Below are 26,465 nucleotides of genomic sequence, written 5' to 3'. Positions count from 1 at the left end.
GTATGGGCCCAGGAGATCACGCTTAAACAATTGGAAGGATTGTCTCAGAGTGTGGTTAATTGTATTATTCAGGATCATAAAGGATTTATGTGGTTCGGAACCCAATCCGGTCTGAACCGTTATGACGGCTACTCATTTACCATCTACAAAAGCAATCCACTCGATTCGAACTCTCTTTCGCACAATTTTGTCAATTGCATCCTGGAAGATGAAAATGGCATTCTTTGGATTGGTACGGATGGTGGCGGACTTAATACATATAACCCGGTTACGGGTGTTTTCAGGAACTACCGGAAGCAAGGAAAAAATCTGAAAAGTTTACCGGGAGACCAGGTTAAAACATTACTGTTAGATACCGATGGTGTCTTATGGGTGGGGACGAACAACGGACTCTTCGCATTTGATCGGGCCACAGGAACGGGTCAGCGGTATCAGAACCGGGAGGGTGACCGGACCACCCTAAGTCATGACCGAGTTACCTGCCTTGCACTTGATAAGCAAAACGAGTTGTGGGTGGGCACGGAGAAAGGTGGGCTTAACCGGTTCAATCGCAAGTCCGGCACCTTTGATCATTTCTTTCTCGATGAAGGTAACTCCAAGGGAATTTACAGCAATTGGGTTACCAGTCTGCTGGTAGATACAAAGGGGGAGCTGTGGATCGGTAATATGGCAACCGGTCTGAACATCTTTGATCCGAAGACCCAGCAAACAAGAACTTTCACGGAAAAGGACGGAAGTGGTTTGTGTGATGAACGGATCTCCCAGGTGGTTCAGTCCAGAAACGGTGAAATGTGGATCGGAACCGGAAATGGAGTGACACTCATGGATCCGGTTTCCAGAACCATGAAGTGTATCAGGGAAGAATCGGATGCATCAGCGGATACCACCAACCTGATCAAGGTGAAAAGTTTATATGAAGACAATGCCGGTAACGTCTGGATAGGAACTTCCGGGCAGGGTGTAAAGGTATACCTGAGAACAAAACACAAGTTCGAGGTGTTTCGCAAGGCCGGCAACGGTGGCGGTTTGTCCGGAAACATGGTCATGTGTTTTCAGGAAATAGACCCGAATACGGTCTGGGTGGGTACACTCGATAACGGCATTACAGTGTGGGACCGGACACGGGATGCGTTTTCCTGGATTGTGAAAGATGGTCCGGAAGAATTGGCACATGGCAGTATCATCAGCCTGCTCAAGGACAGCCGCGGTGTCATATGGGTGGGAAGCTATGGAGGCGGACTGTTTTCCCGTTTGCCGAATGAAAAAAAATTCAGGAACCACACTCCGAAGAAACTGACCACTTCCAACGGGGACTATGTGAATAACAAAACCATTCTTTGCCTGGCCGAAGATGATAAAGGCAAAGTGTGGGCAGGAACATTCAATGGGATCAACATTTATGACCCCAAAACGCAGAAGTTTACCTACCTGACGAGAGAGAACGGTCTCTCCGATAATGTGGTCTACTCCATATACCCTGCGCGTAGCGGTAAAATATGGATCGGTACCCTTGGGTCGGGTGTGGATGTGTATGATCCTACTACGGGAGATATTGTGAACTATGCGAAGGCCGAACAAGGCAAAGGATTGAGTGACAACTCCGTCTTTTCTATCATTGAAGATGACAAAGGTTTTATATGGCTGGCCACGGGTAACGGTCTTAACCGGATAGACCCCATCAACAAAGAGGTAACACCGTTTTATGAGGTGCATGGCCTTCCGAGCAACTTCCTGCTCGGTCTGGAATCAGACGATCAGGGAAACATCTGGATCAGTACGGTGGATAAAGGGCTGGTGCGGTTTACCCCGGCTCCCGGCAAGGATGGTAATCCAGAGATCAAGGTATATGATAAGGACGACGGTTTGCAGGATAATGAATTCAACCAGGGTGCATATGCACGGCTTAGCGACGGTGAGATCATCTTCGGTGGTATCAAGGGCTTCAATTCATTTTACCCGAGCAACCTGATTGAAAATAATCACATACCACCTGTCTATATCAAGTCCATCAATGTGCTCGGAAGAAAACTGGAGACCGACTCTGCTGCGATGGTGAAACACTACATCGAATTGGATTGGCGGGATGCATACTACCTGTATTTTGAGGTGGTGGGGCTCGATTATGTAGATCCAATGAAGAACCAGTACCGATTTAAACTGGAAGGGTTTGACGCTGACTGGCGTCCTGAAGGTGGAAAACGGTTCGCGGAATATACCAATGTGAAGGGCGGCCATTATACTTTCCGTGTTCAGGCTTCCAACAGCGACGGGTTGTGGAATGAAGAAGGCGCATCTATCCAGATATACGTGCAGCCTCCTTTCTGGGAAACGGAATGGTTTTATGCACTATGTATCATTGCCTTCCTGGGCGGGATTTTTGCATTCATCCAGATACGGACACGCAAGATTCAAAAGGAGAAAAAGGTGCTCGAAGGAAAAGTGGCTGAACGAACCAGGGAGCTGGCTCAAAAGAACAAAGACATCACCAGCAGTATCATTTATGCCCAGCGAATTCAGGAAGCCATCTTGCCTTCCAAATCTTATATACATCAATATATAACAGATGCGTTTATCCTTTATCGCCCCAAAGATATTGTAAGCGGTGACTTCTACTGGTTTGCCAGAAGGGATGGACTCAACATCATTGCGGCGGTGGATTGCACAGGTCATGGCGTACCTGGCGCCTTCATGTCTATGATCGGGCATAATCTGTTGAATCAGATCGTGATTGAGAATGGCATTACCCGCCCCTCTGAGATTCTAAACCGATTGAATGCCGGCGTTCAGAAAGCCCTTCAGCAGGGGCATGCCAACCAGGTGGAAACCTCGGATGGTATGGATGTCGCAATTTGTTGTATTAATGCAGAAGAGATGGAGGTACAGTTCGCGGGTGCCTTCAGACCCTTGTATTATTTCGGAAAAGATGGATTTCAGCTGATTCAGGGAAACAAATTTCCCATTGGGGGAGTACAAATGGATGAAGCAAGGGTCTTCTCCAATCAAAAGATCAAGGTTGCCGCCGGTGACCGCATCTATCTTTTTTCTGACGGTTATACCGATCAGTTCGGAGGAGAACGAGGGAAGAAATTCATGACCAAGCGGTTTCGCGAATTGCTGGAACACGCCGGTGACAGGCCGATGAATGAACAAGGGAAGCTGCTCGAAGATAAGTTTGAGGAGTGGAGAGGGGAAGAGGAACAAGTGGATGATGTGCTTGTGATCGGAATCCGGTTTTAGATCCCAATTAAGCTTCGAACCGTTTATGCGGAATGGCCATAGCAGGTAAATGGCATGGTTATTGAAAAATGGAGAATCACGTTCGTAATCTAAACCCATAAAAGACAACATCATGCTACGTAATCATCGCAATTTGTATTTCACACTTGCTTTTGCAGGACTTGCCCTGGCAGCCTGTAATAAGGAAGAGGTGGACTCGGAAACACAGTCGGCAACAGATAACAGCATGGCAGAAACAGAATTCGCCATGGTCTTTTCCACCAGTAATAATATTGTGATCCGTGAACCCGGAACCAAAAAGATACTGAATGAGTGTTACACGATCACTGCGCCGGATACCACAGATCCATGGCCACGTGTACTGACCATTGATTTCGGAACAGGTTGCCTCGGAGATGATGGCAGACTGCGTTCCGGGCAAATCAAGGTGACCATCACGGGTCCATGGAACGAATACAAAAGCCAGATTACTGCCGAACTGGTGAATTATTACGTGAACCTGCAGAAACATACCGGTACGCTTACGGCCATCAATCAGACGGCGCCTGGAGCAAACACCCGTACCTTTGATATTAATGTGGACAACGCCAGTATAGTGACGGACCAGGGAACCATACAATGGGAGTCCAGCCGCACCATTGAATGGCTGTCAGGCTTTGATACCGATACGGTGAAAACCGATGATATCTTTGAAGTTACAGGAAGTGCCAATGGTACAAACCGGAAAGGGAAGACCTATGAAGTGAAAGTGACTTCACCTATCAGGATGGATGGAAGTTGTGACTGGATCACTTCCGGAGTGCTGGAGCTTACACCTGAAGGACTTTCAACCAGAACTGTGGATTTCGGTGATAAAACCTGTGATAACAAAGCAACGGTAACCATTAAGGGAAAGAGCTACGAAATCACCATGCAATAAGACCCTTGAAATTCAGAGCCCCGGTCAAATCACACCGGGGCTCTTTTTTTTATAAATCCAAGGCTTTTGTGCTTATCGAACCAACTAATTTTTATATTTGTTAATCCGAAACGGAACAGGGTCAAATCTTTGTTGCGTTCAGACTGTTTTTTGGCAGAGCGGATCCCTGAAAATGAAACTTTCGGCTGATGATCGATATTTTTGATTTTTATGACAAAATGCAGCGCAGCAATATCATGCTGTCGTTCAAAGGGGAGATTACATCCGAGCTGTTGGGATCCATACTCCAGATCATGGAGAACAAGCTGGAAAACATCAACGAAGAACCAAAGGTCAAGAAGAAGGTTTTCAACGTACTCGTAGAATGCCTTCAGAATCTCTATCATCACCTCGATGTGGAAGATGGAAGCGACCTTTCCGAAGAAGAACTGAGAGGAAAGAAATCAGCAATTTTTATGATTGGCAGAGAGAATGCCAATTATTATGTGATGACTGGTAATTACATTCTTACCGACCGCATCAAGGGCTTGAAAGAACGACTGGATAAGATCAATTCAATGTCGAAGGAAGAATTGAAGGATTATTACAAAGAAGTGTTAAACAATGATGAATTCAGCGCCAAAGGCGGCGGTGGGTTAGGCATGATCGATATTGCCAGGAAGACCGGACAGAAGCTGGATTATTTCTTTAAGCCTGTGGATGACACCTATTCATTTTTTAGCCTTCATATTAAAATCGTGCAATAAAGTCGAATTTTATGGAAGCAATTGTAATCGAAGGAACCCCTAAAACCCCCGTGGTTAATTTTAACTCTGATCAGGGTGTGCTTGAAATCAAAGGCAGATCCATTCCGGAAAATGCCATTGAATTTTACAAGCCGCTGATCGAGTGGATTGAAGGGTATTCATCTTCCCCGAAAACCCTTACCAACGTGAATATTCAATTGGAATATTTCAATACCAGTTCTTCCAAGTGTATCCTGGATGTTTTTAAAAAGCTTGAGGCCATACACAAAGGAGGGCATGATATGGTGATCAACTGGTTTTATGAGGAGGATGATGAAGATATGCAGGAGGCTGGTGAAGACTACCAGGCCATCATCGGTATCCCATTTAAATTGATCGAAACCGACGAATAGCAGTCGTACAATAAATACTACCCAAGCCCGGTTCTGCCGGGCTTTTTTTATGCGTAAATTTCTGCCGGGCTTTTTCCGGGACAGGCAACTTTGTAATGAATGAAGTTTGTTTTATATCAGGCCGGATGTTGGTCTGGCAGGTTTAATCCATTGATGTGCTACCTCCGGTCAGTCTGCCTAACATGCGTTCAAGTGCATCGAGGATACGCTTCAACACATCAAAATACAGGGTGACGTACAATAAGAGGCACATGCCCCAGATGACCATCATGTTCACCCAGAATGTATCAACCAGTTTGCCGAATACATTCTTTTTCGGTGCAAAGAAATGACTCCTGATGGTTGGTGAGAATCTCGGGTCAAGGTAGATCGGATCAGCACGCTGGATCAGCTCATCATTCCATTCCAGAATCTTGTCCATGTCGTTTGACTTACGCACCAGATTGGTCAGGCTCTCATTCTGATAGTCGTTTTTGGCCTGAAGGAAATCCGCACGACCTTGTTCACTATCCTGCATACGGGATATGCGTTCGTCTTTCTTCTGACTGGCCTTGTTATATCTTCTGATATAATATGTATTCAATGCATCAAGATGGGCTTTGGCTTTTTCAAATACCACCGCATTGAATTTACCGGGAACGAGCATGTCTACCTCAGGAAATGTAGCTTTGGTATTGATTATCGCTTCCTTGCTCAACTCATTTCGGATCAAAGCGAGATCATTTTTGAGCTCTTCTTTGCTGTTTTCCTCTCCTGAGGAAAGGTTGTACATGCACTTGTCCAGCTTTGCGCGTAAGGCCGGAACCCAATAGTTCTTCTTGAATTCAGCGAAACTCCTGATCTTGTCAATCAGGTAAAAAGACCGCTCGAATTCATTGGCTTTATACTGCGTCACGGCAAGCGCTTCAAAAGCCCACCTGGAAGTCATGACCTCTCCGGCCAACGGCACCTTGTCCTGTGTCGTAAGGATCGGATGAAGTTTGTCGAACTTAACAATCACACCGCTTAACAGTAACTGGGGAATAAGCAGAAACGGAATGAGGATATACACAGTAACCGCAGAATTGAAACTGGAAGAAATATTCAATCCCAGCATATTCGCAAAACAGGATGTGGTAAACAAAATGAACCAGTAATTGGTATTCATCCCAAGGCCTTTGACCTCAAGGATCATATTTCCGATAAGGACGAAGGAAAGTGTTTGTATCGCTGACAATACAAACATAATGGACACCTTCGATAGAAGGTAGCTTGACCGGCTGAGGTTCAGAAAAGATTCCCTCTTAAGAATCTTGCGATCGCGTATGATTTCTTCTGCACTTACGGTGAGTCCCATGAACAGGGCGACAACCACTGCCATAAACAGATAGGCGGGCAGGTTCTCGTTTTCCCTGAATACATAGCCTACGGAGTCTGCTCCTATCCGGTAGTATTTTACAAGAAATGCCAGTATAAAGGCAAGCAAAGGTGCCTCAAGTAAATTGATGGCCAGGTATTGCTTGTTTGTTAGCTTTGAAAGTACATCCCTGGTGATAAAGACAACAAATTGCTTGATCTTATTGGGGATGCTGAAAATACTTGGCGGTATTTCCGTAGAATCCACGGATGCCTCTTCCGCATCGTTGGTTTTTACCTCATGATAAAATTCATTCCACTCCTTTGGTGAGATCTTACGGTTGAGCGTTTGATTCCCATATTCATCCAGTACTTTGGATTCTATGATATTGAAGATCTGCTCCGGGTTGACATTACCGCATTTCACACACTCGCTCTCATTACTGTTCACATGGAGGATGCGCGTTTTGAAATATACCACCGCATCTACCGGGTTGCCATAGTAAACCGGGTATCCGCCGGTATCAAGAATGAGCAGTTTGTCAAACATCTTGAAGATGTCGGACGATGGCTGATGGATCACCACAAAGATCATCTTTCCCTTCAGGGTCAACTCCTTCAAAAGGTCCATGATGTTCTCGGAGTCACGTGAAGACAATCCGCTGGTGGGTTCATCAACAAACAGGACCGATGGCTCACGGATCAATTCCAGGGCAATATTCAACCTTTTTCTCTGGCCTCCGCTGATCTTTTTATCCAATGGGCTGCCCACTTTCAGGTCTTTGGTCTCATACAGACCTATGTTCGTCAACAGGTCGATCACCCTTTTCTTGATCTCCGTTTCGTTCAGGTTACCGAAGCATAGCTTGGCATTATAGTAGAGATTCTGGAAAACGGTAAGTTCTTCAATAAGCAGGTCATCCTGAGAAATGTGACCAATCACTCCCTGAATCTCCTCCTTGTCTTCGTGGATGTTTACGCCATTGATCAGCACGGAGCCTGAAGTAGGCTTCTCATTGCTGTTCAGAACGTTCAGCAGTGTGGATTTTCCTGCACCGCTGGCACCCATGATGCCGATCAGTTTTCCACCTTCTTCGTGAAGATTCAGGTCATGAAGTCCGATCTTACCTCCTTTAAATTTGTACTCCAGATCCTTTGCGGAAAAGACGATCTTGGACTGACGGGAATCGCTCAGGAAAGTGCTGACAATATCGCTGTAGTAGATCGGGTTTACCTTCGAACTCCGGATGGAAGAACCATGTGTGAGCACATAGATGCGTCCCGGATCGATGATCTGCCCATTCAGATAGAGTTCCCCGTCACCCAGATAACGGAGAAGGTACATGTTCACGCTGGTGATGAACATCACCCTCAGTTCCCCTTCCAGAAATTCTGAGTATATGTGTTTGGTGTTAGGGTGTGGGGCAGCATTCTTGTTGTCGACAACCAGGAGTTTACCTGCATGGCTTTCGTAACCTTCTTTGTTTTGTACAAAGTTCAGGCAACGATCAAACTCCTCCTTGTCAATATTAAAGGTATCTGCCACGGTGGTGACAAATTCCATTTCCTGGTCGGAGATGGAGTCGCCGATATTGACAAACTCAAGCAGCCGGATCAGTACAACGACCTTTTGTTTTTGAGCCAGTTCTTCGTTGATCTGGGTACAGATCTTCAGTACTTTAACGGAGTTCAGGGACGTCCGCTTGCGCTTTTCGGTGCTGTCTTTTCTCTTAAACAGCGCACTGTGCGTCTCTACGTACTCATCAAAAATCCGGAGATATTCATCGATCTGTTCCTGATTGAGTTGGAGTTTCAGGAACATTTGCACCACCTTCCGCCGGTCACTGGAAATACCTTCTTCAACGTTCGCAATAATGGCGAACAGTTGCATCAAAGCCTTTAGTATTCTTTCACTCATGAATCCGGGTGGTTACGTAAACCCAAATACCAGAAAGACACGAAATATTCAATACCTCATGTCTTTATTAAGGTCTTCCCAATCGCTTACTGTCTGAAACTTATCAGGAGGACGGCACACCCGCTTGGTGAACCCATGTCATCCAGTTTTGCTTCAATGGTACAGTTGACGGTAAAGTCAAACTGGAAATCCCAATATGGGGAGCCTTCGTAATCCGTGTTGGTAAATAAGAGGTTGTGCTCGGGGTCGTAAATGCTGAATACGAGGTCTTTTCCTTGTTGACCACTACAGCCTGCCACACGGTAAGTACTGCCACCATAAAAGGTAGCATGAAATTCCGCTGTTTCATTCTTGAGCAGAAGAGCTCGGTACACCTGACCATCCGAAATGTAATCAGCGGTCATATGTGTTGTACAAATCGACGCAGTCGAATCACACTGGCTGTAACTTGAAGCGGAGATCAATGCAAACCCGGCCAGCATTACAATCTTACGTATTGTTTTAGTCATATTCGGTCCGATTTGGGTCCTCTGTAATTTGAAGTATTGACGTAGAGGTATTCCTTTGAATTTATAAGATTATCCAGTGATCTGTCCGCGAAGCTTTTCAATCCGTTCGCCAATTTTTGCAAGCAATTCCTGGCTGACAATGGCTTCACTTTTACTGCGGATGTGTGTTACCTTTTTATCCCTGTCCACCGTAGGTTTCTCATAAGTATAGTGCATCTCAACGGCATCAAAGTCATAGGCAAGCTCAACCAGTTCCTTCAGCAAGGCATCGTACTCGGAACTTGCATTGTAATCTCTTAACAGGGCGATCAGGTTCTCCAGTGAATGCTTCTGCTCTCCGATCCGGTTCAGTAGTTCACTGTGCGGATTGGTCTTGGCGATCAGGGTAGAGAAATAAAGACCTTCAATCCAACCTCCGGCAAGGATAAGCGCACCTACGTCATTTTGTTCGTTATTCTTCAAATAGGTATCCGAAGCACGGTATGCAACAGAAATGAGTGACAGCAGTGAATCACGGTTGCCGATGTTGCTTTCAAACCGTTTGATGGTATTTTCATCGAACGCTGAAGACACCCCCAGTTCATCAGCCAGTTTCTTGACTGAGTTCAGGTAGGAAATGGCATCCTGCGGAACATCATAAACCGTGATGTAGCCAAGGTCAGCACCATAGATTCCCAGGTTCAGGGCCTTTTTGAAACGCGTCGAATAGGAAGGAAGGTTCGCGGTGCTGTTCAGGATGTCCTTCTTATAGGTCGCTTCCACCTTGTTGATCAACAAAGCGGTTTGAAACGGAGATGGAATGCTGAAAACAGAATTACCGATCTTAAACATGGAAGATTGCATAGAATCCGTATCGTCTTCTAAGATCTCCTCCTCGGGTGTGTCCTTGGTTCCACCATCACAACCGGTCATAGTGGCCATCGCCAGACCAAGCCCGAATATGGCTAAAAACGACAGTTCCCGATTCTTGAATACCTTCATATTACGCGGGTTTTAAAAGAGGCTGCAAGTAAGCAAAAAATAATCAATTCTCAAAAAGTTCATGATGCTTCGGAACAGACGTCTGTAAAAGCTTAGGTGTTGATTATCAGTCAGAAAAAAGCCGTGCCTTTTTAGCCAGCCATAGAAACACAAGGAGCAGTCCGACCATTATCAATGCATACCCACAAGCATCTGTCAACGGCTTGAAAAGTAACGCCCCCATGGTAAACAAAAGGAGATAGGTAAACAATGTGGCGGTAAGCCAACATGCCAGAAGCAGGCCTATCCGAACAGGGCGATCGCCGGAATCACTATTATGAAAGCGCTTCCAGGCGCCTCCGGGTCTGACGCGGTCATAAAATTGCTGAAGGTGTTCCTGTTTGTCAGGGGCGGTCAGAAAAGTTGTCACAATCCAGCATATCGTGCTGAAGCCTACTGTAAGCAGAAAGCTTTCCGGAAAATCAAGATGAAGCCCTTTATTGGCTATGAGCCATCCACCCAACGGGGCAACGGTTGCTACCACTTCGCTCCATGCATTGATACGCCACCAATACCATCTTAAGATAAGGACAAGACCCAGGCCGGCACCACATTCGATCAGGAATCTTGCAGCCTGATCAATGCTGTCTATCATAGATGTCACACCAAATGACAGTAACACCAAGCCAAGGGTGATAATCCGGGCGACAGAAACATAGTGACGGTTGCCTTCTTCACCCGTCGAGAATGTATCCTCTTTTCGGATGAACCTTTTATACAAGTCGTTGGTCAGGTAACTGGCACCCCAGTTCAACTGGGTGGATATGGTACTCATGTAGGCGGAGAGAAAGGCGACGAACAACAGGCCCTTCAAGCCCGCCGGAAGATAATCCCTCATCACAAAGACAAAACCTTTTCCGGAGTCAGCCAGGGGAAGTTCCGGATAAAGGACCAGCGCGCAAAGTCCAACAATGATCCATGGCCAGGGTCTCAGGCAGTAATGTGCGACCTGGAAAAATAAGGTGGCCAGAACGGCATGTTTTTCGTTTTTGGCACTCATCATCCGTTGACTGATATAGCCGCCTCCGCCGGGTTCGGCACCGGGATACCAGCTTGCCCACCATTGTACGCAGGTAAAGGTCAGGAAGGCACCAATGGTAATGCTGAATGTGCCTATGTTTTCGCTTAGGCTTGCACCGGAAGTTATATGGGGGAAGAAATCAAAGCGCCAGGCCGGTAGCTTTTCGGTGAGGCCACTGAGTCCTCCCACCTCTGGTTGGTCCAGGGCCACGTAGGCAAGGATGATGCATCCCACCATCGCAATCACAAACTGCACGGCATCCGTAAGGGCAACCCCTATCAATCCCGCAAGGGTGGAATAGAGCGCCACCAGGAGCATGGCAAGGCCCGTATACCAGAAGGCATCCTGTTCCGGGATGTCAAAAAATACATGCAATATGGTCATCAGGGCGGCATTCACCCAGCCGATAATGATGCCATTCAAAAAGATGCCCATGTATACCGATTTGAATCCGCGGAGTACTGCAGCAGGTTTGCCACTGTAGCGCAGTTCGATGAATTCCAGTTCGGTGATTACACCTGCCCTGCGCCAGAGTCTGCTGAAAAACAGGGTGGTTAACATGCCGCCTGCAAGCATGTTCCACCAAAGCCAGTTGCCTGAAATACCATGCTGTGCAACCACCTCGGTAACCCAGAGGGGTGTATCCGCGGCAAAGGTGGTAGCAACCATGGATATACCGGCAATGAACCAGGGCAGTTTTCTGCCTCCAAGGAAAAACGAAGTAAGGTCACCACCTGCCTGACCGCGGTAGCGAAAACCTATATATAAGGTGAACGCCAGGTAAACACCAATGATCGTCCAGTCGATGAATTCAAATGCCATGGCAGACAAATGTAGAGTTTAATGTTTAAGGTTTAAAGTTGCTTCGTGACACTGACTACCGGAGCTGAAACTTGATCCTGACTAAAGAGCTGCATCACGACCTGACGAAGATATAATCTTCGCCAAACTACATAAACCTTCATTCGGCAAAAAAGATTCCGGAAGTAAGAGAAAGTAAACGGTACCTTAAACCTTTAACTTTAAACCTTTAACCAATACTCCCCGCCAAAAACCCCGTCGTCCATGCCGCCTGAAAATTGAACCCGCCCGTCACCCCGTCTATGTCCAACACCTCTCCAGCAAAGTACAGTCCGGGCACCAGTTTACTTTCCATGGTGGTCATGTCCACTTCCTTTAGCGTCACCCCACCGCATTGAACAAATTCCTCTTTGAAGGTGGTCTTTCCTGACGCTTCATATTCGTCATGTTTAAGTATCCGTACCAATTCTCTCACTTGTTTCTTACCGATCTCAGCCCATCGGCGGTTCGCATCAATGCCCGACTTATCCAACAAGTAGGCCTGAAGGCGCTTTGGAAGTCCCGGAGGAAAAACCTTTGATGCCGTTACCGCACCAGGCATGTCCTTGGATTTCATCAGATGTCCGGTCAACATTTCTTCGGAGGTGTCAGGCAGCCAGTCCACCAGGAATTTGAAATGATAATTCTGTTCATTTAGCCACCGAGCTGCCCACGCGCTGAGTTTCAGGACTGCGGGGCCGCTCACTCCCCAATGGGTAACAAGCAATGGTCCGGAAGAGGTGAGGCCGTTTCCTGGTAGGGTTAGGGTCACCGGCGTTACGAGACCCTGAAGAGAAAGCAGGTCTGATCCCGGTAGATTAAAGGTAAACAACGATGGTACGGTAGGTACGATGGTATGGCCAAGTTGCCGGATCATATCGTATGCTTCACCCTTTGGAGAGCCGCCCATGGCCAGTATGACCTTGGGGCTTAAAATGGTTTTCTCTCCGGCCCTGATTTCGAAGCCAGCGGCTGCTTGCGTAATGGATGTGACTGTAGTTTTGACCTCAATGGTGATGTTGTGTTTCTTCACCTCCTTGAGAAAGCAGTCGATGATGGTTTGTGACCTGTCCGATACCGGAAACATCCGTCCGTCAGCTTCCGTCTTTAAGTTTACGCCATGATCTTTAAACCAGCTTACCGTATTAGCGGGCTGAAAACGATGGAAGGCTCCCAGTAATTCCCGGCCTCCCCGGGGATAGTGTGTGATCAGTTCTTCAGGCTCGAAGCACGCATGGGTGACGTTGCAACGGCCTCCCCCGGAAACCTTGACTTTGGATAGGAGGTGTGGGCTTTTCTCAAGCACCAACACCTTGTGTTCCGGGTGTCCGGAGGCGTATCGGATGGCAGCAAATATTCCTGCGGCTCCGCCTCCGACAATCAAAAGATCCGTAGCAATTGGCATGGGGCAAAGATAATAGGGATAGATGTTCAATGGTGATTCGTTTGCTGATTGTCTTGTCCGTTTTGGTTGATGTATCAAATAAATTCCATCGTGGCGAACCATTACATGACCATCTGGCGACCGTTGTTTTCAACGGTTCAAAATTATTTCATGGCACCAATCATTCGGATATGGGAGGGATTTTCTATCTTTAGCTCTCCTGGTGCAGCATGGCGCCGGAGTGGATGAAATTTGTATCAGTTGTTGATTTACTAACCGCGATGCTCAATGTGGAGGTGACATTGGAGATCAGCTGTGATCCGCATCCGTAGCGGTCCGGTCCCTTTGCCTTTCCTCCGGCCAGCGCTTTGTCTTTGTGCAAAGCGGAATATTTAGTTAAGTGGTATGGAAAGACTTAAAGAGGTGATCGGAGCACTCGGAAGGGCCGACATCATTAAAATACGGACGTATTACAAGAACAGAAATGATAGTCAGCATTCAAAAAGACTTGAACTTTTTGAGTTGGTGCACCGTGGAAAAGTATGCACCGATCTGGATGCTGCGCAGATGTTATATGGGGGTAAGCCGAATTCCGCGTTTTCCCATTTGAAAAGCAGATTGCTCGACGACATCATGGATGTCATGCTGGCCAATATCTCGGATGGAGATATGGTTGAAGCATCCCGCACTGCCTGCAGAAAAAAGATGTTGCTCAGCGAGATCCTGGTGAGAAAAGGAATTAAAACAGAGGGGTGGCGGAATCTGAAGACTGCTGCCCAGCTCGCCTGGAAAAATCATCTGTCTACAGAGCAGGTGATGGTTCTGGAGTTTATTTCTGAATTTTTTCCGGGAGAGACCCTGGAACAATTGATCGGTGAAAAGGATCCTCATGACCTTCGACAGATGGCCCATCTTCTGGTGGCCCGGCAATACCTCAAAACATTTGTGTTCAACCGCGCCGCACTGTATGAAAACCTGGCGATGCTTTCTGAACGGAAAGAAGTGATCAGAGATTTGGTGAATGATCTTAGTGGTGCCATGAGCAGTCGACCTACAGCTGAAATTCGTTATTACCTGCTTAGCTTCTCATCGTGCATTCTGAGGGTGGAAGGAGAATACCAGAAAGCGCTTCAGCAGGCGATTGAAGTAGATAACATGGACCCGGAATCATTGTCCCATTCCGGAAGACAGAACGGGAGTTTTAATATTGCCCTCTGTTATTTGTACACGGGGCAATGGGCGGAGGCGTCAGCCAGACTTCAAAGTCTGATTTATGATGAAATGAAGGGTGAGCCTGTTACGGAAGTATGGAGTGAACTGTTATTCAGGACCTACCTGTATGCCCGGCAATACGAGGAAGCTGAAGCATTGACCGAAAAGTACCTGCTCAATGCCGTAGGTCAGACAGAAAAGGGATACCGCTGGATGTTCTACAGATCCGTTATACACTACAGAAAGGGGCACCTGCAAGCCGCCCTTCTCGGAATTCAAAAAGCCACCTGCATGCTGGACGACAGGGTGTACGGTGCGGATCTTGGTTACCGTTACACCGAATTGATCCTCCTGATTGAAAGCCGGAAGTGGGACCTGGCTCAGATACGTATTGATGCATTTCAGCAATTATTGAAACGCAGGGATGAACCGGGAACGCAACGCTACAGATTGATTGCCCGTGCCCTTGCTTCCATTGTCCGAACAGCCGGTATTCCTGATCATCGCGAACCACACGGGCGCCAGATTACTTTGCTGACTTTTGACGGAAAGTCCGGTAATAGTCTTGCCTGGGACCCTATCGCTTTTGAATTGATCCCGGCCGGTGAATGGCTGGAAGGTCATGAACACAGCCTTAACCGTAACAAACGCTTGCCGGTTTTCGGGTGATATCCTGCCGCGGTATTTTACCCTCTTCTTAAGTAGTTCTTGTTATTTAATCATAAAATCTGCCCCCTTTTAAATAACATAAATGAGGCAAAGCTTGTCAATAATGCAAACATCCATTGTTGATCTATGCCCCATTGACAAAAGACTTTCCTTCTTCGGTTAGTCCTTCAAAGTCTGTCAATTTTTCATCAAAGTGTACTTTGAGCAGGCAGGCGTGAGCCGCTATCTTTCCAGTGTTTTTAGGAGAATACCAAAACAATTATGATTGATAAGGCCCTCATACTGCTCAGAGGTGAAGCCAATAGCTATCTGAATTTGAAGAACGGAACGGTTGAAGATAAGATCGTACTGTCCAACGTAGCTACCGAGAGTGGAAGCTGGGCTATTCCGGAAGACAAGCTGGGCATGTCCCTTGTGAAGGTGGAAGAGGAGAGAATGCTGAAGGAACAAAATTCTGCGCACAAAAATCCTGACGGGAAAATATCTTTCTACAATCCGGAACTCCGGTTTAATTTATACGCTTTGGTAACGGCCAATTTCCCAAACGGAGATACCGACGCCACCAGTACAAAATATACGGAAGGGCTCAAGCAGCTTTCCTACATCATCTCTTTTTTCCAGCAGAAACATGTGTTCACGCCCGCCAATACACCGGCCATGGCAGCCATGGGTGAACTGGAAAAGCTGATTGTCGAACTGTACTATTACGGCTTCGAACAACAGGACAACCTTTGGACCGTTATCGGCGCGAAGTACCTCCCTTCTGTGCTGTACAAAATCCGGGTGGTAAGATTCCAGGAAGCAGCGGTCAAAGAACAGGGTCCACCGATCCTGGAAAACAATCTAAATCTGATCGGGGGGTAATCATGGCTGCATACACTCCATTATTTCAGGTAGATTTCAATCATCCGTATTATCATGATGGGAAGGGACGTGACCTCTATCTGAAACCTGATGGAAATACTTCGCTCCTGATGCGAAATGGTCGCTGGATATGGCGAAGACTGGAATCCGGTTATGTGATGCTATATGAATACATCACCTCCGGCAGTGATCCGGTGATCGGGATATCGGGAGATCAGACCCTCGTGTTCAGCCTTGATCATTCCAGCCCCCAGGTGTTTCAAAGTTTTACAGACCTGGATGTGATCACGGAAACGGCTGTTAATCCATCGGTGAATCAGGCAGAGAATAAGGATGTGACAGTGTCGTCCGTCAAGGATGGTTCCAGTGGAGGTGAAAACGCAGTAGACGGCTCCAACGCCACTTCATGGCAAAGCGAGGAGAATGATGATCAATTCATCATCGTAGATCTTGGACAGTTATTCCGCATCACTGAAATTGATATCAAATGGCAAAAACGTGCGGAGACTTTTGAGATCCAGGTTGCACACCAGCCCGGTCAATGGATTGCCATATCCAGGTTTGAAGGAAGCAACGGCAACAATATCAATGTCTCCGGATTGGCTGCAACCGGCCGGTACGTGAGAATTCAATGTGAGGAAAGCAACAATGGAAAAGGGTATGGTATCAAAGAACTTTCCGTGTTCGCAAATGCCAGCTACGAAGTGACCGAATATACCTCGGGCAAAGTGGCGTATTTTAAAAATGTACCCGCATCCGCCTCATCAGATCCCAATAACGCGGAGATCATCGCACAAGATCTGATCGACAGGATCGTGCCGGCCGCCTTCAACTTTGTATATGCACTCGAAACCCCGGTGGATACGATCGTGGAAGTGACGGGCCCAACAGGAGAGGTTTTCAAATTAACCGGACCGGACGACAATACCGCAACCATCATCCCAGATGATGATGGGGTGTCCGGACATCCCGTGAGATTGGGAAGCAGACCTTCAGGCCTTTACATCTTTACTGTGAAAACAACGGATGAGTCGCAGACCCTTGCCACGAAACGACTCTACTATCATCCCGAACTGGCAGGTACCGCACCACTGGGAATCGTGGAGATTGCATACCCGGGAGCTGATGCCCACCTGTTTGGCGACCAGGAATATTACGCACTACAGTTTGACCAGAAGGCCACCTACTGGACATTCACCATTATAGACAAGTCAGGTCAGATCGATTTCACAGACGCTGATCTGGTCATTGAAGATGACAGCGGTGATACGGGAAATCCTTATGCCACTTACGAATTTGTGAAGGGGCCGTTGGATGAATCCAGTACGGAGTGGGCCGGAAGGAATGCCATCACCTTTAATTCAAAACAACCCATACCCTTGTTCCAGTCGCCCAAAACAGGACTGGCACTCAAGAATACCAGCGCGTCTGATCCCGTGATCATATCGCATTTGAACAATCCCGCCGTACCGGGAAACCATATCGTTGAATCCAAGATGTATGTATTTGTATAAAACCAAACACCTTAACCATGCCTGAATACAAAACCCCCGGTGTTTATGTGGAGGAGATATCCACCCTGCCGGCTTCAATTGCACCGGTAGCCACGGCTATCCCCGTCTTCATAGGCTATACTGCCGACGCCACCCGCAATGGAGAAGACATCACCGATGTGCCTACACGCATCACGTCGCTCCTTGAATATGAGCAATGGTTCGGCGTTGCGAAGAACGAAACCTTTACCCTGAGGGTTAAGGATACAACAGAAGAAGATGCCGACAACCCGGGTACCTGGCTGCTTCAAAGCCGGGAGTATGAGGTGACCCTGCCATCTGAAAGTGATTACAAAATGTACTATTACATTCAGATGTATTTCAACAATGGAGGCGGCCCATGTTATATCGTATCCGTGGGAGGCACGGCAGCAGGTTCTCCCGCCAAGGCAGCTCTTCTGGAAGGGCTCCAGAAATGTGAGATGGAAGATGAGATCACACTCATCACCATCCCCGAGGCAAATACATTGGATCCTGCGGATGCCAAAGAATTATACGATGCCGCCCTCGCGCAATGCAACAAACTCCAGGATCGGTTTGTGATCATGGATGTGGTTACCGATAGCGCACAAACTGTGAAAGAGGATGGCGATGATTTTCGCGATGATTATGTAGGAAGTACCTACCTGAAGTATGGTGCCGCGTACTACCCTCAGCTGGAAACCACCATTAATTTCGCCTACGATGAATCCGCTCTGAAAGTGAATCGCACGGTGAACGGAGCATACGCGGCTGCCGAAGATTTTGATGATGCAGTGATCACCCTGGATGCAGCACCTGCCAATCAGGACAGCCTGGCCGATATCAAAGAAACAGCCACCGATGCATACGCCAAACTGATCAATGAGATCCGGAAGATCAAAGTGAAATTATATCCATGCAGCGCTATTGCCGGAACTTATGCCCGCGTCGATCGTGACCGCGGAGTCTGGAAAGCTCCTGCAAATGTCAGCCTGCGTTCTGTAAAAGCTCCCGTTGCACTTGTTTCAAGTGAAGAACAGGAAGACCTGAACGTGGATGCCAACAGCGGTAAATCAATCAACGCTATCCGCAATTTTGCAGGTAAAGGAATCCTGATCTGGGGTGCGCGCACCCTGGCAGGGAATGACAATGAATGGCGATATGTTCCCGTTCGCCGCTTCTACATTTTTGTTGAAGAATCCACCAAAAAGGCAACAGAGTTCGTGGTCTTTGAACCCAATGATGCCAACACCTGGCTCAGGGTAAAAGGCATGATCGAGAACTTCCTCGTGAAACTATGGCGTGAAGGTGCCCTGGCAGGTGCCAAACCCGAAGATGCCTTCTTTGTGAAAGTAGGTCTGGGTGAAACCATGACCGCATTGGATATCCTTGAAGGACGTATGAACGTGGAGATAGGTCTTGCCGCCGTTCGCCCCGCCGAATTTATCATCCTGAAGTTCTCTCATAAGCTGCAGGAATCCTAAACCCATTGTAAAACAAGCTAACCCATTCAACACATGGCTACAGTGATCAAAACCCCTGGTGTTTATATTCAGGAGATATCCAAACTCCCTGCATCTGTTGCGGCCGTTGCCACAGCGATCCCGGCATTTATAGGCTATACGGAGAAACGCAGGAAAGACAGCGTCACGCTGGGACCTAACGTCCCCGTGCGCATCACTTCCTTTCCTGAATTTGAAGAGATCTTCGGTGGACCCGAATCTGAAGAACTGGATGTGACCGTTCATGATAAACTGACCGGCCCGGCCGGCGATCTCATCAGCCGTACCATAACGGTAGCCCAGGCGGATCCGTCTGAACACAACCTTTATCATGCCGTGCAGATGTACTTTGCCAACGGCGGCGGTCCGTGTTATATCGTTTCGGTAAACCCGAATCCCCACACGTTTCCTGTGGCGGCCTTCAGCAAGGATGATTTTGAAGATGGCCTGGATGCCATTAAGAAAGTGGATGAGCCCACATTGCTTCTGATGCCTGAGACCGCTGATGGACTTAACGCCGATGATCACTATGAACTCGCGCAGAAAATGCTGGCACAATGTGCATCTCTGCAAGACAGATTCACCATCATCGATACACACAACAGCGATTCAGATACGGTAGACGCATCAACAACCTTAGGGATCGACGACCTGAAGTATGGTGCGGTATACCATCCGTACCTCCGTTCATCCATTGTGGTTCCTTATGTTGATGCGGACGTCACCATCACCCATACCACCGACGATGGTGACACCAATCCTGCCGGCGCTTTTGACGGTCTGGGTCTGGATGACCTCAGCAGTGAAGGTGCCAACACCAACCTGGCGGTTTACTACCAGATCAAGGGTGAGATCAATCGCCAGGCAAAGGTGATCCTGTCTCCCGGATCATCCGTTGCCGGAATATACGCCCGGGTAGACCGTGAGCGTGGGGTGTGGAAAGCACCTGCTAACGTAAGCGTACGCAGTGTAGCAGAACCTCTCCTCAATATTTCAGCGGAAGAGCAGGAAAACCTGAATGTGAATGCGGTTTCCGGAAAGTCCATCAATGCCATTCGCACCTTCAGTGGAAAAGGCGTGCTGGTATGGGGATCACGTACCCTGGCAGGGAACGACAACGAATGGCGCTATGTGCCTGTTCGCAGGTTGTTCATTTTCGTGGAAGAGTCTGTCAAAAAGGCGACCGAGTTCGTGGTATTCGAGCCCAATACGGCCGGTACCTGGCAGCGCGTAAAGGGCATGATCGAGAACTTCCTGGTAAAACTCTGGCGTGAAGGTGCCCTTGCGGGTGCCAAACCCGAACAGGCCTTTTTTGTAAAAGTAGGCCTTGGAGAAACCATGACACCCCTGGATATTTTGGAAGGGCGGATGAATGTAGAGATCGGCATGGCCGCTGTTCGTCCTGCAGAATTTATCATCCTGAAATTCTCTCATAAACTTCAGGAATCCTAATATAACTCACCTTACTCATCCAATAAAAACAAGATACTATGGCTTTTCCCAAAACCCCCGGAGTCTACATCGAAGAGGTCAGCACGCTGCCTCCCTCGGTTGCGGCGGTAGAAACGGCGATACCCGCATTCATAGGATGCACAGAGATCGCGGATAAGAATGGCGTGGGCGGTGCACTCGATCGCGTTCCCACACGAATCACCAATATGCTGGAGTACGAGCAGTATTTCGGCGGTCCGTTTTCCGAACATGCCGCCATCACGGTTGGCATAGAAGACGATATGGACGGCGGCGCCGAAGTGGTGAGCCGAACCATATCCGTTGCCATCGGAAGCGCGAGTGCATTCAAGATGTACTATGCGCTGCAACATTTCTTCGCTAATGGTGGCGGTCCGTGTTACATCGTATCGGTAGGTGATTACTCGGGATCCACAGCCAACGTTGCAAAGTCCAAGTTGATGAATGGTGTGGCCGATATCGAGAAGATCGATGAACCGACCTTGCTGGTATTCCCGGACCATTCTACCGTGGCCAATTACAAGGATGTCTACGACGAAGCGCTGGCCCAATGCCAGAAACTGAAAGACCGCTTTGTGATCATGGACTATAAAGGTGAGACGGGCGACGCCTTCGCAGATGCCACCGCCTTCAGAAGTTCAGGCGTAAGCTCTGACAACCTGAAGTACGGTGCTGCCTACTATCCTTATATCAAAACAACACTGGCATATGGTTATGATGAAAGCCTGTTGACCGTATCGCATAATGAAATCAATCCGGCCAACCCCGGTGCATTGGATGGTGATACCATTGCGGCCATCAAAGCGTCAAACCCCGATGTGTATCGCAGCATCATCGCCAAGCTGACGACATTGCTTGTGACATTGCCACCGTCACCGGCTATGGCGGGTATCTATGCCCGGGTAGACAATGACCGCGGCGTATGGAAGGCCCCGGCAAACGTTGGTGTATTTTCCATCGTCGGACCTACTATCAAGATCACACGCGAGCAACAGGAAAGCCTCAATATCGATGCGACTTCCGGGAAGTCGATCAACGCATTGCGCGCTTTCCCCGGAAAAGGAACCCTGGTGTGGGGCGCAAGAACCCTGGCCGGAAACGATAATGAGTGGCGCTATGTACCGGTTCGCCGTCTCTTCATTTTTGTAGAGGAATCGGTGAAGAAAGCCACAGAGTTTTCCGTGTTTGAACCCAACGACGCCAACACCTGGCTGCGGGTTAAAACCATGATCGAGAATTTCCTGACCAAACTTTGGAGGGATGGTGCATTGGCCGGAGCCAAGACAGATCAGGCATTTTTTGTGAAAGTAGGGTTGGGTGTGACCATGTCTGCTCAGGATATCCTGGAAGGAAGAATGAACATTGAAATCGGACTGGCCGCTGTCAGACCCGCAGAATTCATCATCCTGAAATTCTCACACAAATTACAGCAATCATAACCGCAACAATCATTTTTAACACCATAAAAAAAGAAGCATATGGCAATCAATTATCCAGTAACCGCTTTTCATTTTCAGGTAGAATGGGGTGGACAACGTATTGGCTTTACCGAAGTATCGGGCCTTTCTATTGAACTGCAGTCTATCGACTACAGGGAAGGATCTTCGCTGGAATATCAGGTAACCAAAATGCCCGGTATCCCGAAGTTTTCCGCCATCACTTTGAAGCGTGGAATTTTTCAGGGCGACAATGAGTTCTTCCAATGGTTGAATACCGTTAAGCTGAACAGCATCGAAAGACGCGATCTTACCATCAGTCTGCTGAATGAAGAGCATGCGCCTATCGTAACCTGGAAGGTAAAGGATGCATGGCCCTCGAAAGTGGAAGGTCCGAGCCTGAACTCTACCGGTAACGAAGTTGCCGTGGAATCCATCGAGCTTCAACACGAAGGACTGTCCATCGAGTTTGCATAATCTGCCTGAAACGATTGCATCATGCCATTGTTCAATCCACCTGTAGGGTTTCATTTTCTGGTGCGGTTCGAAGGACTGCTCACCAATCCCAAGTATCTGGGTATTCCGGATCTTGGCTTTCAGGAAGTGTCCGGTATCAACGTGGATATTGCTACGGAAGAGTATCACGAGGGAGGCGAGAACCGATTTAAACATCGCCTTCCCCAGCCGGCGGGCTACCAGAATCTTGTCATGAAACGCGGCCTGCTCATCGGCTCTCAACTCATGCAATGGTTCAAGGAAAGCACCGAGAATTTCACCTTTGAACCGGCTGATATCACCGTGGTATTGTTGAACGGCGATCACATTCCGCTTCAAGCCTGGAACTTTATTCAGGCCTACCCGGTGAAATGGGATATCGCCAATCTCAATGCGCAGGATGCACAAATCCTGATCGAATCCGTGGAGTTCTCTTACCAGTACTTCCGCCGCATCGATCCTACGGATCTGTTACCGTTCTAATCAGTTTAACAACCCCGTGCCATGCCCATAGAAGTACGTGAACTCGTGATCAAAGCTGTGGTGGACCATGCCAGCCAACGGAAGCCTGATGAGTCACCGCAACGCGGAGGTAATGGCAATACCGGCGATAAGAAACTGGAAGAAACACTCAGTCAGATTCTGGAACTGATCAAGGAAGATAAAAACGAGCGCTGATGGCAATCACTGACATATTCAGCGAGCTGGATGGCCTGGCCAAAATGACCATCGACGCTTATCCCGATGAGGAATACAACGATGGGGATGAGATTGCCACGTTTCAGGTGATGTACAATCCCAATACGTACAGCCAGGAATACAAGAATAACTACGAGCGTCCCACCACCCAGGGAAATACCGGTACACTCGTATTCACCCATACCGAACCGGAGAATGTCTCGTTTGAGTTCCTTTTTGATGCCACCGGTGCCAGTTTGTCCGGCACTTCCAATATCGCCGACCAGGTACTGAAAGACAAGCATACCGATGATGCGATCAAGAATTTTCTCGAAGTCACATACCAGCGTTCCGGCGATACGCACCAACCGAATTTTCTCAAACTCCGTTGGGGGAACTTCGAATTCCGAGGACTGCTCGAATCGGCGACCGTAACACATAAGCTGTTCAACCTGGATGGTAACCCTATCCGGTCTACCGTGGCATGCAGCTTCCGGAAGCATACATCCTTGCAGGAACAGGCGGCACAAGACAGGAAGTCATCTCCTGACCTTACCCATTACCGCCTGGTGAAAGCCGGAGATACACTGCCACGAATTGCCAACAAAATATACGGCGATCCATCTTTCTACCTGGAGATCGCCCGCGTGAATAAACTGATCAACTTCCGGAAACTGAAAGTGGGACAGAAGCTGATTCTGCCACCAATTGACAAGAAAAAATAACCATGGCCGAAACCCTCACCATACCAACCCAGGCTGCAACCGACCTGCCCACCTTCAAGGTGCTGGTGGACGGGGAGGATATCGGTGGACTGTTCGGTCTGATCTCGATCATGGTATCCAAGGCCGTCAACAAAATCCCCAAGGCGAGACTGATCCTGAGCGACGGAGATGTGGCGCTTGAAGATTTTGAGGTCAGCAGCGGAGACATGTTCGTCCCCGGTAAAGAAGTGGAGATCAAAGGTGGTTATCACAATATTGAAGACACCGTTTTTAAAGGGATCATCATTAAACATGGTATCAAATCCCTGGAAAATAAAAACCCGGTCCTCATCATAGAGCTGCGCGATGCCGCCGTTAAAATGACCATAGGCAGGAAAAGCAAATATTTTGAAGAGGTTGCGGACAGTGATGTGATCGAAGAGATCGCCGGTGAATACGGACTGCAAACAGACGTCGAAGCCACTTCCGTTACACATAAAGAAATGGTGCAATACCATTGCACAGACTGGGACTTCGTTGTAAGCAGAGCCGAAGTAAACGGTCTGCTGGTGTTTGCGGATGACGGCACATTGGGTGTAAAAGCGCCGGACCTTTCACAGGATCCCTTGCTGAACCTTGCTTACGGACACAACATCATGGAATTTGAGGCCGACATGGACGCACGGGATCAGCTGGCCGCCTCCGTCAGTAAATCATGGGACTTCACGGCACAGGAGATGATCGAAGAGGAAGGAGAGGATCCCGGTCTTTCCGAACAGGGTGACTTTACGACCTCGGACCTGTCTGACGTGATCGGCCTGGAAACGTTTACACAGCAACACAGCGGAAAGGTAGAGGACACCGAACTCAAAGCCTGGTCGGATGCACGCCTGCTCAGAAGCCGCTTGTCAAAAGTAAAAGGGCGTGTGAAGATCGTTGGCTTCAGTGACATCAAACCAGGCCACATCATCTCGTTCCAGGGACTCGGAAACCGATTTAACGGACCTGCATTCGTATCCTCGGTTGTTCATCAGATCACCACCGGGATGGCCTGGTATACGCACCTGGAATTCGGATTGGATGAGCAATGGTTCATCACCCGCTATGATGACATCGTGGATAAGCCTGCAGGTGGTATGCTGCCACCGATACACGGGTTGCAGGTAGGCGTGGTGACCAATATCCATGAAGACCCGGACGGCGATTTCCGGATCAAGGTCAGACTGCCTGTCATCGACCCTGAGAATGAAGGGGTCTGGGCAAGAATGGTGAGCCCCGATGCAGGAGAGAATCGCGGCATGGTCTTCAGACCCGAAGTGGAAGATGAGGTGATCGTTGGATTTCTGAATGATGATCCCCGTGACCCGATCATTCTGGGGATGGTGCACAGCAGCGCCAAACCCGCGCCGATCGATGCGGAAGAAGAGAATAATGAGAAGGGTTTTGTTACAAGGGGAGAACTTAAACTCACCTTCAACGATGATAAGCTCAGTATCACGCTTGAGACCCCGAACGGAAATACCATGGTCATCAGCGATGATGAAGGAGGGATCAACCTGGAAGATGAGAATGGAAATAAAATTACGATGAGCTCCGACGGGATCACAATCGAAAGTGCAAAAGACATCAACCTGAAAGCATCAGGAGATATCAATATAGAAGGAACAAACATCACTGAAAAAGCCAGTGCGAGCTATAAAGCCGACGGCGGTGCAGGTGCGGAACTTACCTCCAGCGCCCAAACCGTTGTCAAAGGCTCTCTGGTTCAGATCAATTAGACAATTTGAAAATGTGGCAATTTGAAAATTTGATGATGTGATAATGCTTGCTGAAAGAACCACAAACTAAAAACCACAAACTAAAAACCAACCAATGCCACCCGCAGCAAGAGTAACCGACACAACGACCCATGGGGGAACCATCGTAGGACCCGGAGAAGCCACCGTGCTTATCGGGAACATGCCGGCATGTGTGGCAGGAGATAATCATGTATGCTCCCTGCCACCCAATGCACATCAGCCTACGGCAAGTCCCTTTCCGATGGGAAGTACAACGGTGCTGATAGGGGGCAAGCCGGCCATCCGGGTAGGTGATGTTTGTATATGTGGTGCTGGCGCCGCTGTTGGTGAACCAACGGTGATGATCGGATAAAAATTAAGACAATGCCTGAAACAGAAGACATAGATATTGAAAGTCAACAACAGAACAGTTTCCTTGGAAGGGGATGGGCCTGGCCTGTGACTTTTAATAAAGAAGGCAGCATGGTGGAACTGTCGGAAGACGAACAGGACATCCGTGAAAGTCTGGAAATACTGTTGTCTACCATCCGCGGAGAACGCGTGATGAGACCGGACTATGGTGCCAGTCTGCGCGAAAAGATATTCGAGCCGCTTCGGGTATCTTCTGCCGCCAGACTGACTGAAGATATTAAACGCGCCATCCTCTTCCATGAACCCAGGGTAAGTGTGAAAGATGTGTCCTATCAACAGGATCCTGAAGAAGGATACATCCTCATACAGTTGGATTATACCATCATCGCGACCAATACGAGGACCAACCTCGTTTACCCGTTTTACTTTAACGAAGGAACAGATATTTAG

The 26,465-nt window shown here is 48.1% G+C and carries 23 protein-coding genes; 17 read left to right on the top strand and 6 right to left on the bottom strand.

The window, feature by feature from the left end; genetic code table 11:
• The 4 genes from KDD36_05710 to KDD36_05695 all read left to right on the top strand — a co-directional run.
• Positions 1-3,237, top strand: a 3,237-nt coding sequence (locus KDD36_05710; protein ID MCB0396126.1) for a SpoIIE family protein phosphatase, incomplete at its 5' end; no start/stop codon positions are given.
• Positions 3,238-3,349: 112 nt separating this feature from the next.
• On the top strand, positions 3,350-4,156 hold the full coding sequence (locus tag KDD36_05705) for a hypothetical protein (GenBank protein ID MCB0396125.1): 807 nt from the start codon (positions 3,350-3,352) through the stop codon (positions 4,154-4,156).
• Positions 4,157-4,344: 188 nt separating this feature from the next.
• Positions 4,345-4,902, top strand: coding sequence for a SiaB family protein kinase (locus KDD36_05700; protein MCB0396124.1), 558 nt, complete (start codon positions 4,345-4,347; stop codon positions 4,900-4,902).
• An 11-nt stretch (positions 4,903-4,913) separates the two neighbouring features.
• Positions 4,914-5,294, top strand: a complete 381-nt coding sequence (locus tag KDD36_05695; protein ID MCB0396123.1) for a DUF1987 domain-containing protein — start codon at positions 4,914-4,916, stop codon at positions 5,292-5,294.
• Positions 5,295-5,436: 142 nt separating this feature from the next.
• Here KDD36_05695 and KDD36_05690 read toward each other — a convergent pair whose 3' ends face one another.
• From KDD36_05690 to KDD36_05665, 6 genes are all read right to left on the bottom strand, one after another.
• Positions 5,437-8,547, bottom strand: coding sequence for an ATP-binding cassette domain-containing protein (locus tag KDD36_05690; protein ID MCB0396122.1), 3,111 nt, complete (start codon positions 8,545-8,547; stop codon positions 5,437-5,439).
• 86 nt (positions 8,548-8,633) lie between these two features.
• Positions 8,634-9,056 (bottom strand): hypothetical protein, encoded by a 423-nt coding sequence (locus tag KDD36_05685; GenBank protein MCB0396121.1) that lies wholly within the window; start codon positions 9,054-9,056, stop codon positions 8,634-8,636.
• 69 nt (positions 9,057-9,125) lie between these two features.
• Entirely contained in the window at positions 9,126-10,037 is a 912-nt protein-coding gene (locus tag KDD36_05680) for a hypothetical protein (GenBank protein ID MCB0396120.1), read from the bottom strand.
• 106 nt (positions 10,038-10,143) lie between these two features.
• Positions 10,144-11,919 (bottom strand): Na+:solute symporter, encoded by a 1,776-nt coding sequence (locus KDD36_05675; protein ID MCB0396119.1) that lies wholly within the window; start codon positions 11,917-11,919, stop codon positions 10,144-10,146.
• A 208-nt stretch (positions 11,920-12,127) separates the two neighbouring features.
• A complete protein-coding gene (locus KDD36_05670; protein MCB0396118.1) occupies positions 12,128-13,342 on the bottom strand; it encodes an NAD(P)/FAD-dependent oxidoreductase in 1,215 nt (404 codons plus the stop codon).
• A gap of 190 nt (positions 13,343-13,532) precedes the next feature.
• Entirely contained in the window at positions 13,533-13,703 is a 171-nt protein-coding gene (locus KDD36_05665) for a hypothetical protein (GenBank protein ID MCB0396117.1), read from the bottom strand.
• 23 nt (positions 13,704-13,726) lie between these two features.
• Between KDD36_05665 and KDD36_05660 the strand changes: the two genes are divergently transcribed.
• From KDD36_05660 to KDD36_05600, 13 genes are all read left to right on the top strand, one after another.
• Complete coding sequence (locus KDD36_05660) at positions 13,727-15,202, top strand: hypothetical protein (protein MCB0396116.1); 1,476 nt, start codon at positions 13,727-13,729, stop codon at positions 15,200-15,202.
• 261 nt (positions 15,203-15,463) lie between these two features.
• On the top strand, positions 15,464-16,066 hold the full coding sequence (locus KDD36_05655) for a DUF4255 domain-containing protein (protein MCB0396115.1): 603 nt from the start codon (positions 15,464-15,466) through the stop codon (positions 16,064-16,066).
• Between the two features lie 2 nt (positions 16,067-16,068).
• Positions 16,069-17,580: a discoidin domain-containing protein gene (locus tag KDD36_05650; GenBank protein MCB0396114.1), complete on the top strand. Its 1,512-nt coding sequence runs from the start codon at positions 16,069-16,071 to the stop codon at positions 17,578-17,580.
• 17 nt (positions 17,581-17,597) lie between these two features.
• A complete protein-coding gene (locus tag KDD36_05645; GenBank protein ID MCB0396113.1) occupies positions 17,598-19,064 on the top strand; it encodes a phage tail sheath family protein in 1,467 nt (488 codons plus the stop codon).
• Positions 19,065-19,097: 33 nt separating this feature from the next.
• Complete coding sequence (locus tag KDD36_05640) at positions 19,098-20,534, top strand: phage tail sheath family protein (protein ID MCB0396112.1); 1,437 nt, start codon at positions 19,098-19,100, stop codon at positions 20,532-20,534.
• Between the two features lie 38 nt (positions 20,535-20,572).
• Positions 20,573-21,991 carry a phage tail sheath family protein gene (locus KDD36_05635; protein MCB0396111.1) on the top strand — a complete coding sequence of 473 codons (1,419 nt, stop codon included), beginning with the start codon at positions 20,573-20,575 and terminating at the stop codon, positions 21,989-21,991.
• A 45-nt stretch (positions 21,992-22,036) separates the two neighbouring features.
• Complete coding sequence (locus KDD36_05630; GenBank protein MCB0396110.1) at positions 22,037-22,465, top strand: phage tail protein; 429 nt, start codon at positions 22,037-22,039, stop codon at positions 22,463-22,465.
• Between the two features lie 21 nt (positions 22,466-22,486).
• Positions 22,487-22,966, top strand: a complete 480-nt coding sequence (locus tag KDD36_05625) for a phage tail protein (GenBank protein ID MCB0396109.1) — start codon at positions 22,487-22,489, stop codon at positions 22,964-22,966.
• Positions 22,967-22,987: 21 nt separating this feature from the next.
• Entirely contained in the window at positions 22,988-23,161 is a 174-nt protein-coding gene (locus KDD36_05620) for a hypothetical protein (GenBank protein MCB0396108.1), read from the top strand.
• A complete protein-coding gene (locus tag KDD36_05615) occupies positions 23,161-23,886 on the top strand; it encodes a LysM peptidoglycan-binding domain-containing protein (protein MCB0396107.1) in 726 nt (241 codons plus the stop codon). Before KDD36_05620 ends, KDD36_05615 begins: the two co-directional genes overlap by 1 nt.
• Before the next feature lie 2 nt (positions 23,887-23,888).
• Positions 23,889-25,643 carry a type VI secretion system tip protein VgrG gene (vgrG, locus tag KDD36_05610; protein MCB0396106.1) on the top strand — a complete coding sequence of 585 codons (1,755 nt, stop codon included), beginning with the start codon at positions 23,889-23,891 and terminating at the stop codon, positions 25,641-25,643.
• Between the two features lie 94 nt (positions 25,644-25,737).
• Entirely contained in the window at positions 25,738-26,016 is a 279-nt protein-coding gene (locus tag KDD36_05605) for a PAAR domain-containing protein (GenBank protein ID MCB0396105.1), read from the top strand.
• An 11-nt stretch (positions 26,017-26,027) separates the two neighbouring features.
• Complete coding sequence (locus tag KDD36_05600; GenBank protein MCB0396104.1) at positions 26,028-26,465, top strand: GPW/gp25 family protein; 438 nt, start codon at positions 26,028-26,030, stop codon at positions 26,463-26,465.

The organism is Flavobacteriales bacterium, from assembly GCA_020435415.1.
Taxonomy (GTDB): domain Bacteria; phylum Bacteroidota; class Bacteroidia; order JACJYZ01; family JACJYZ01; genus JACJYZ01.
This window is presented reverse-complemented; position numbering and strand designations above follow the sequence as displayed.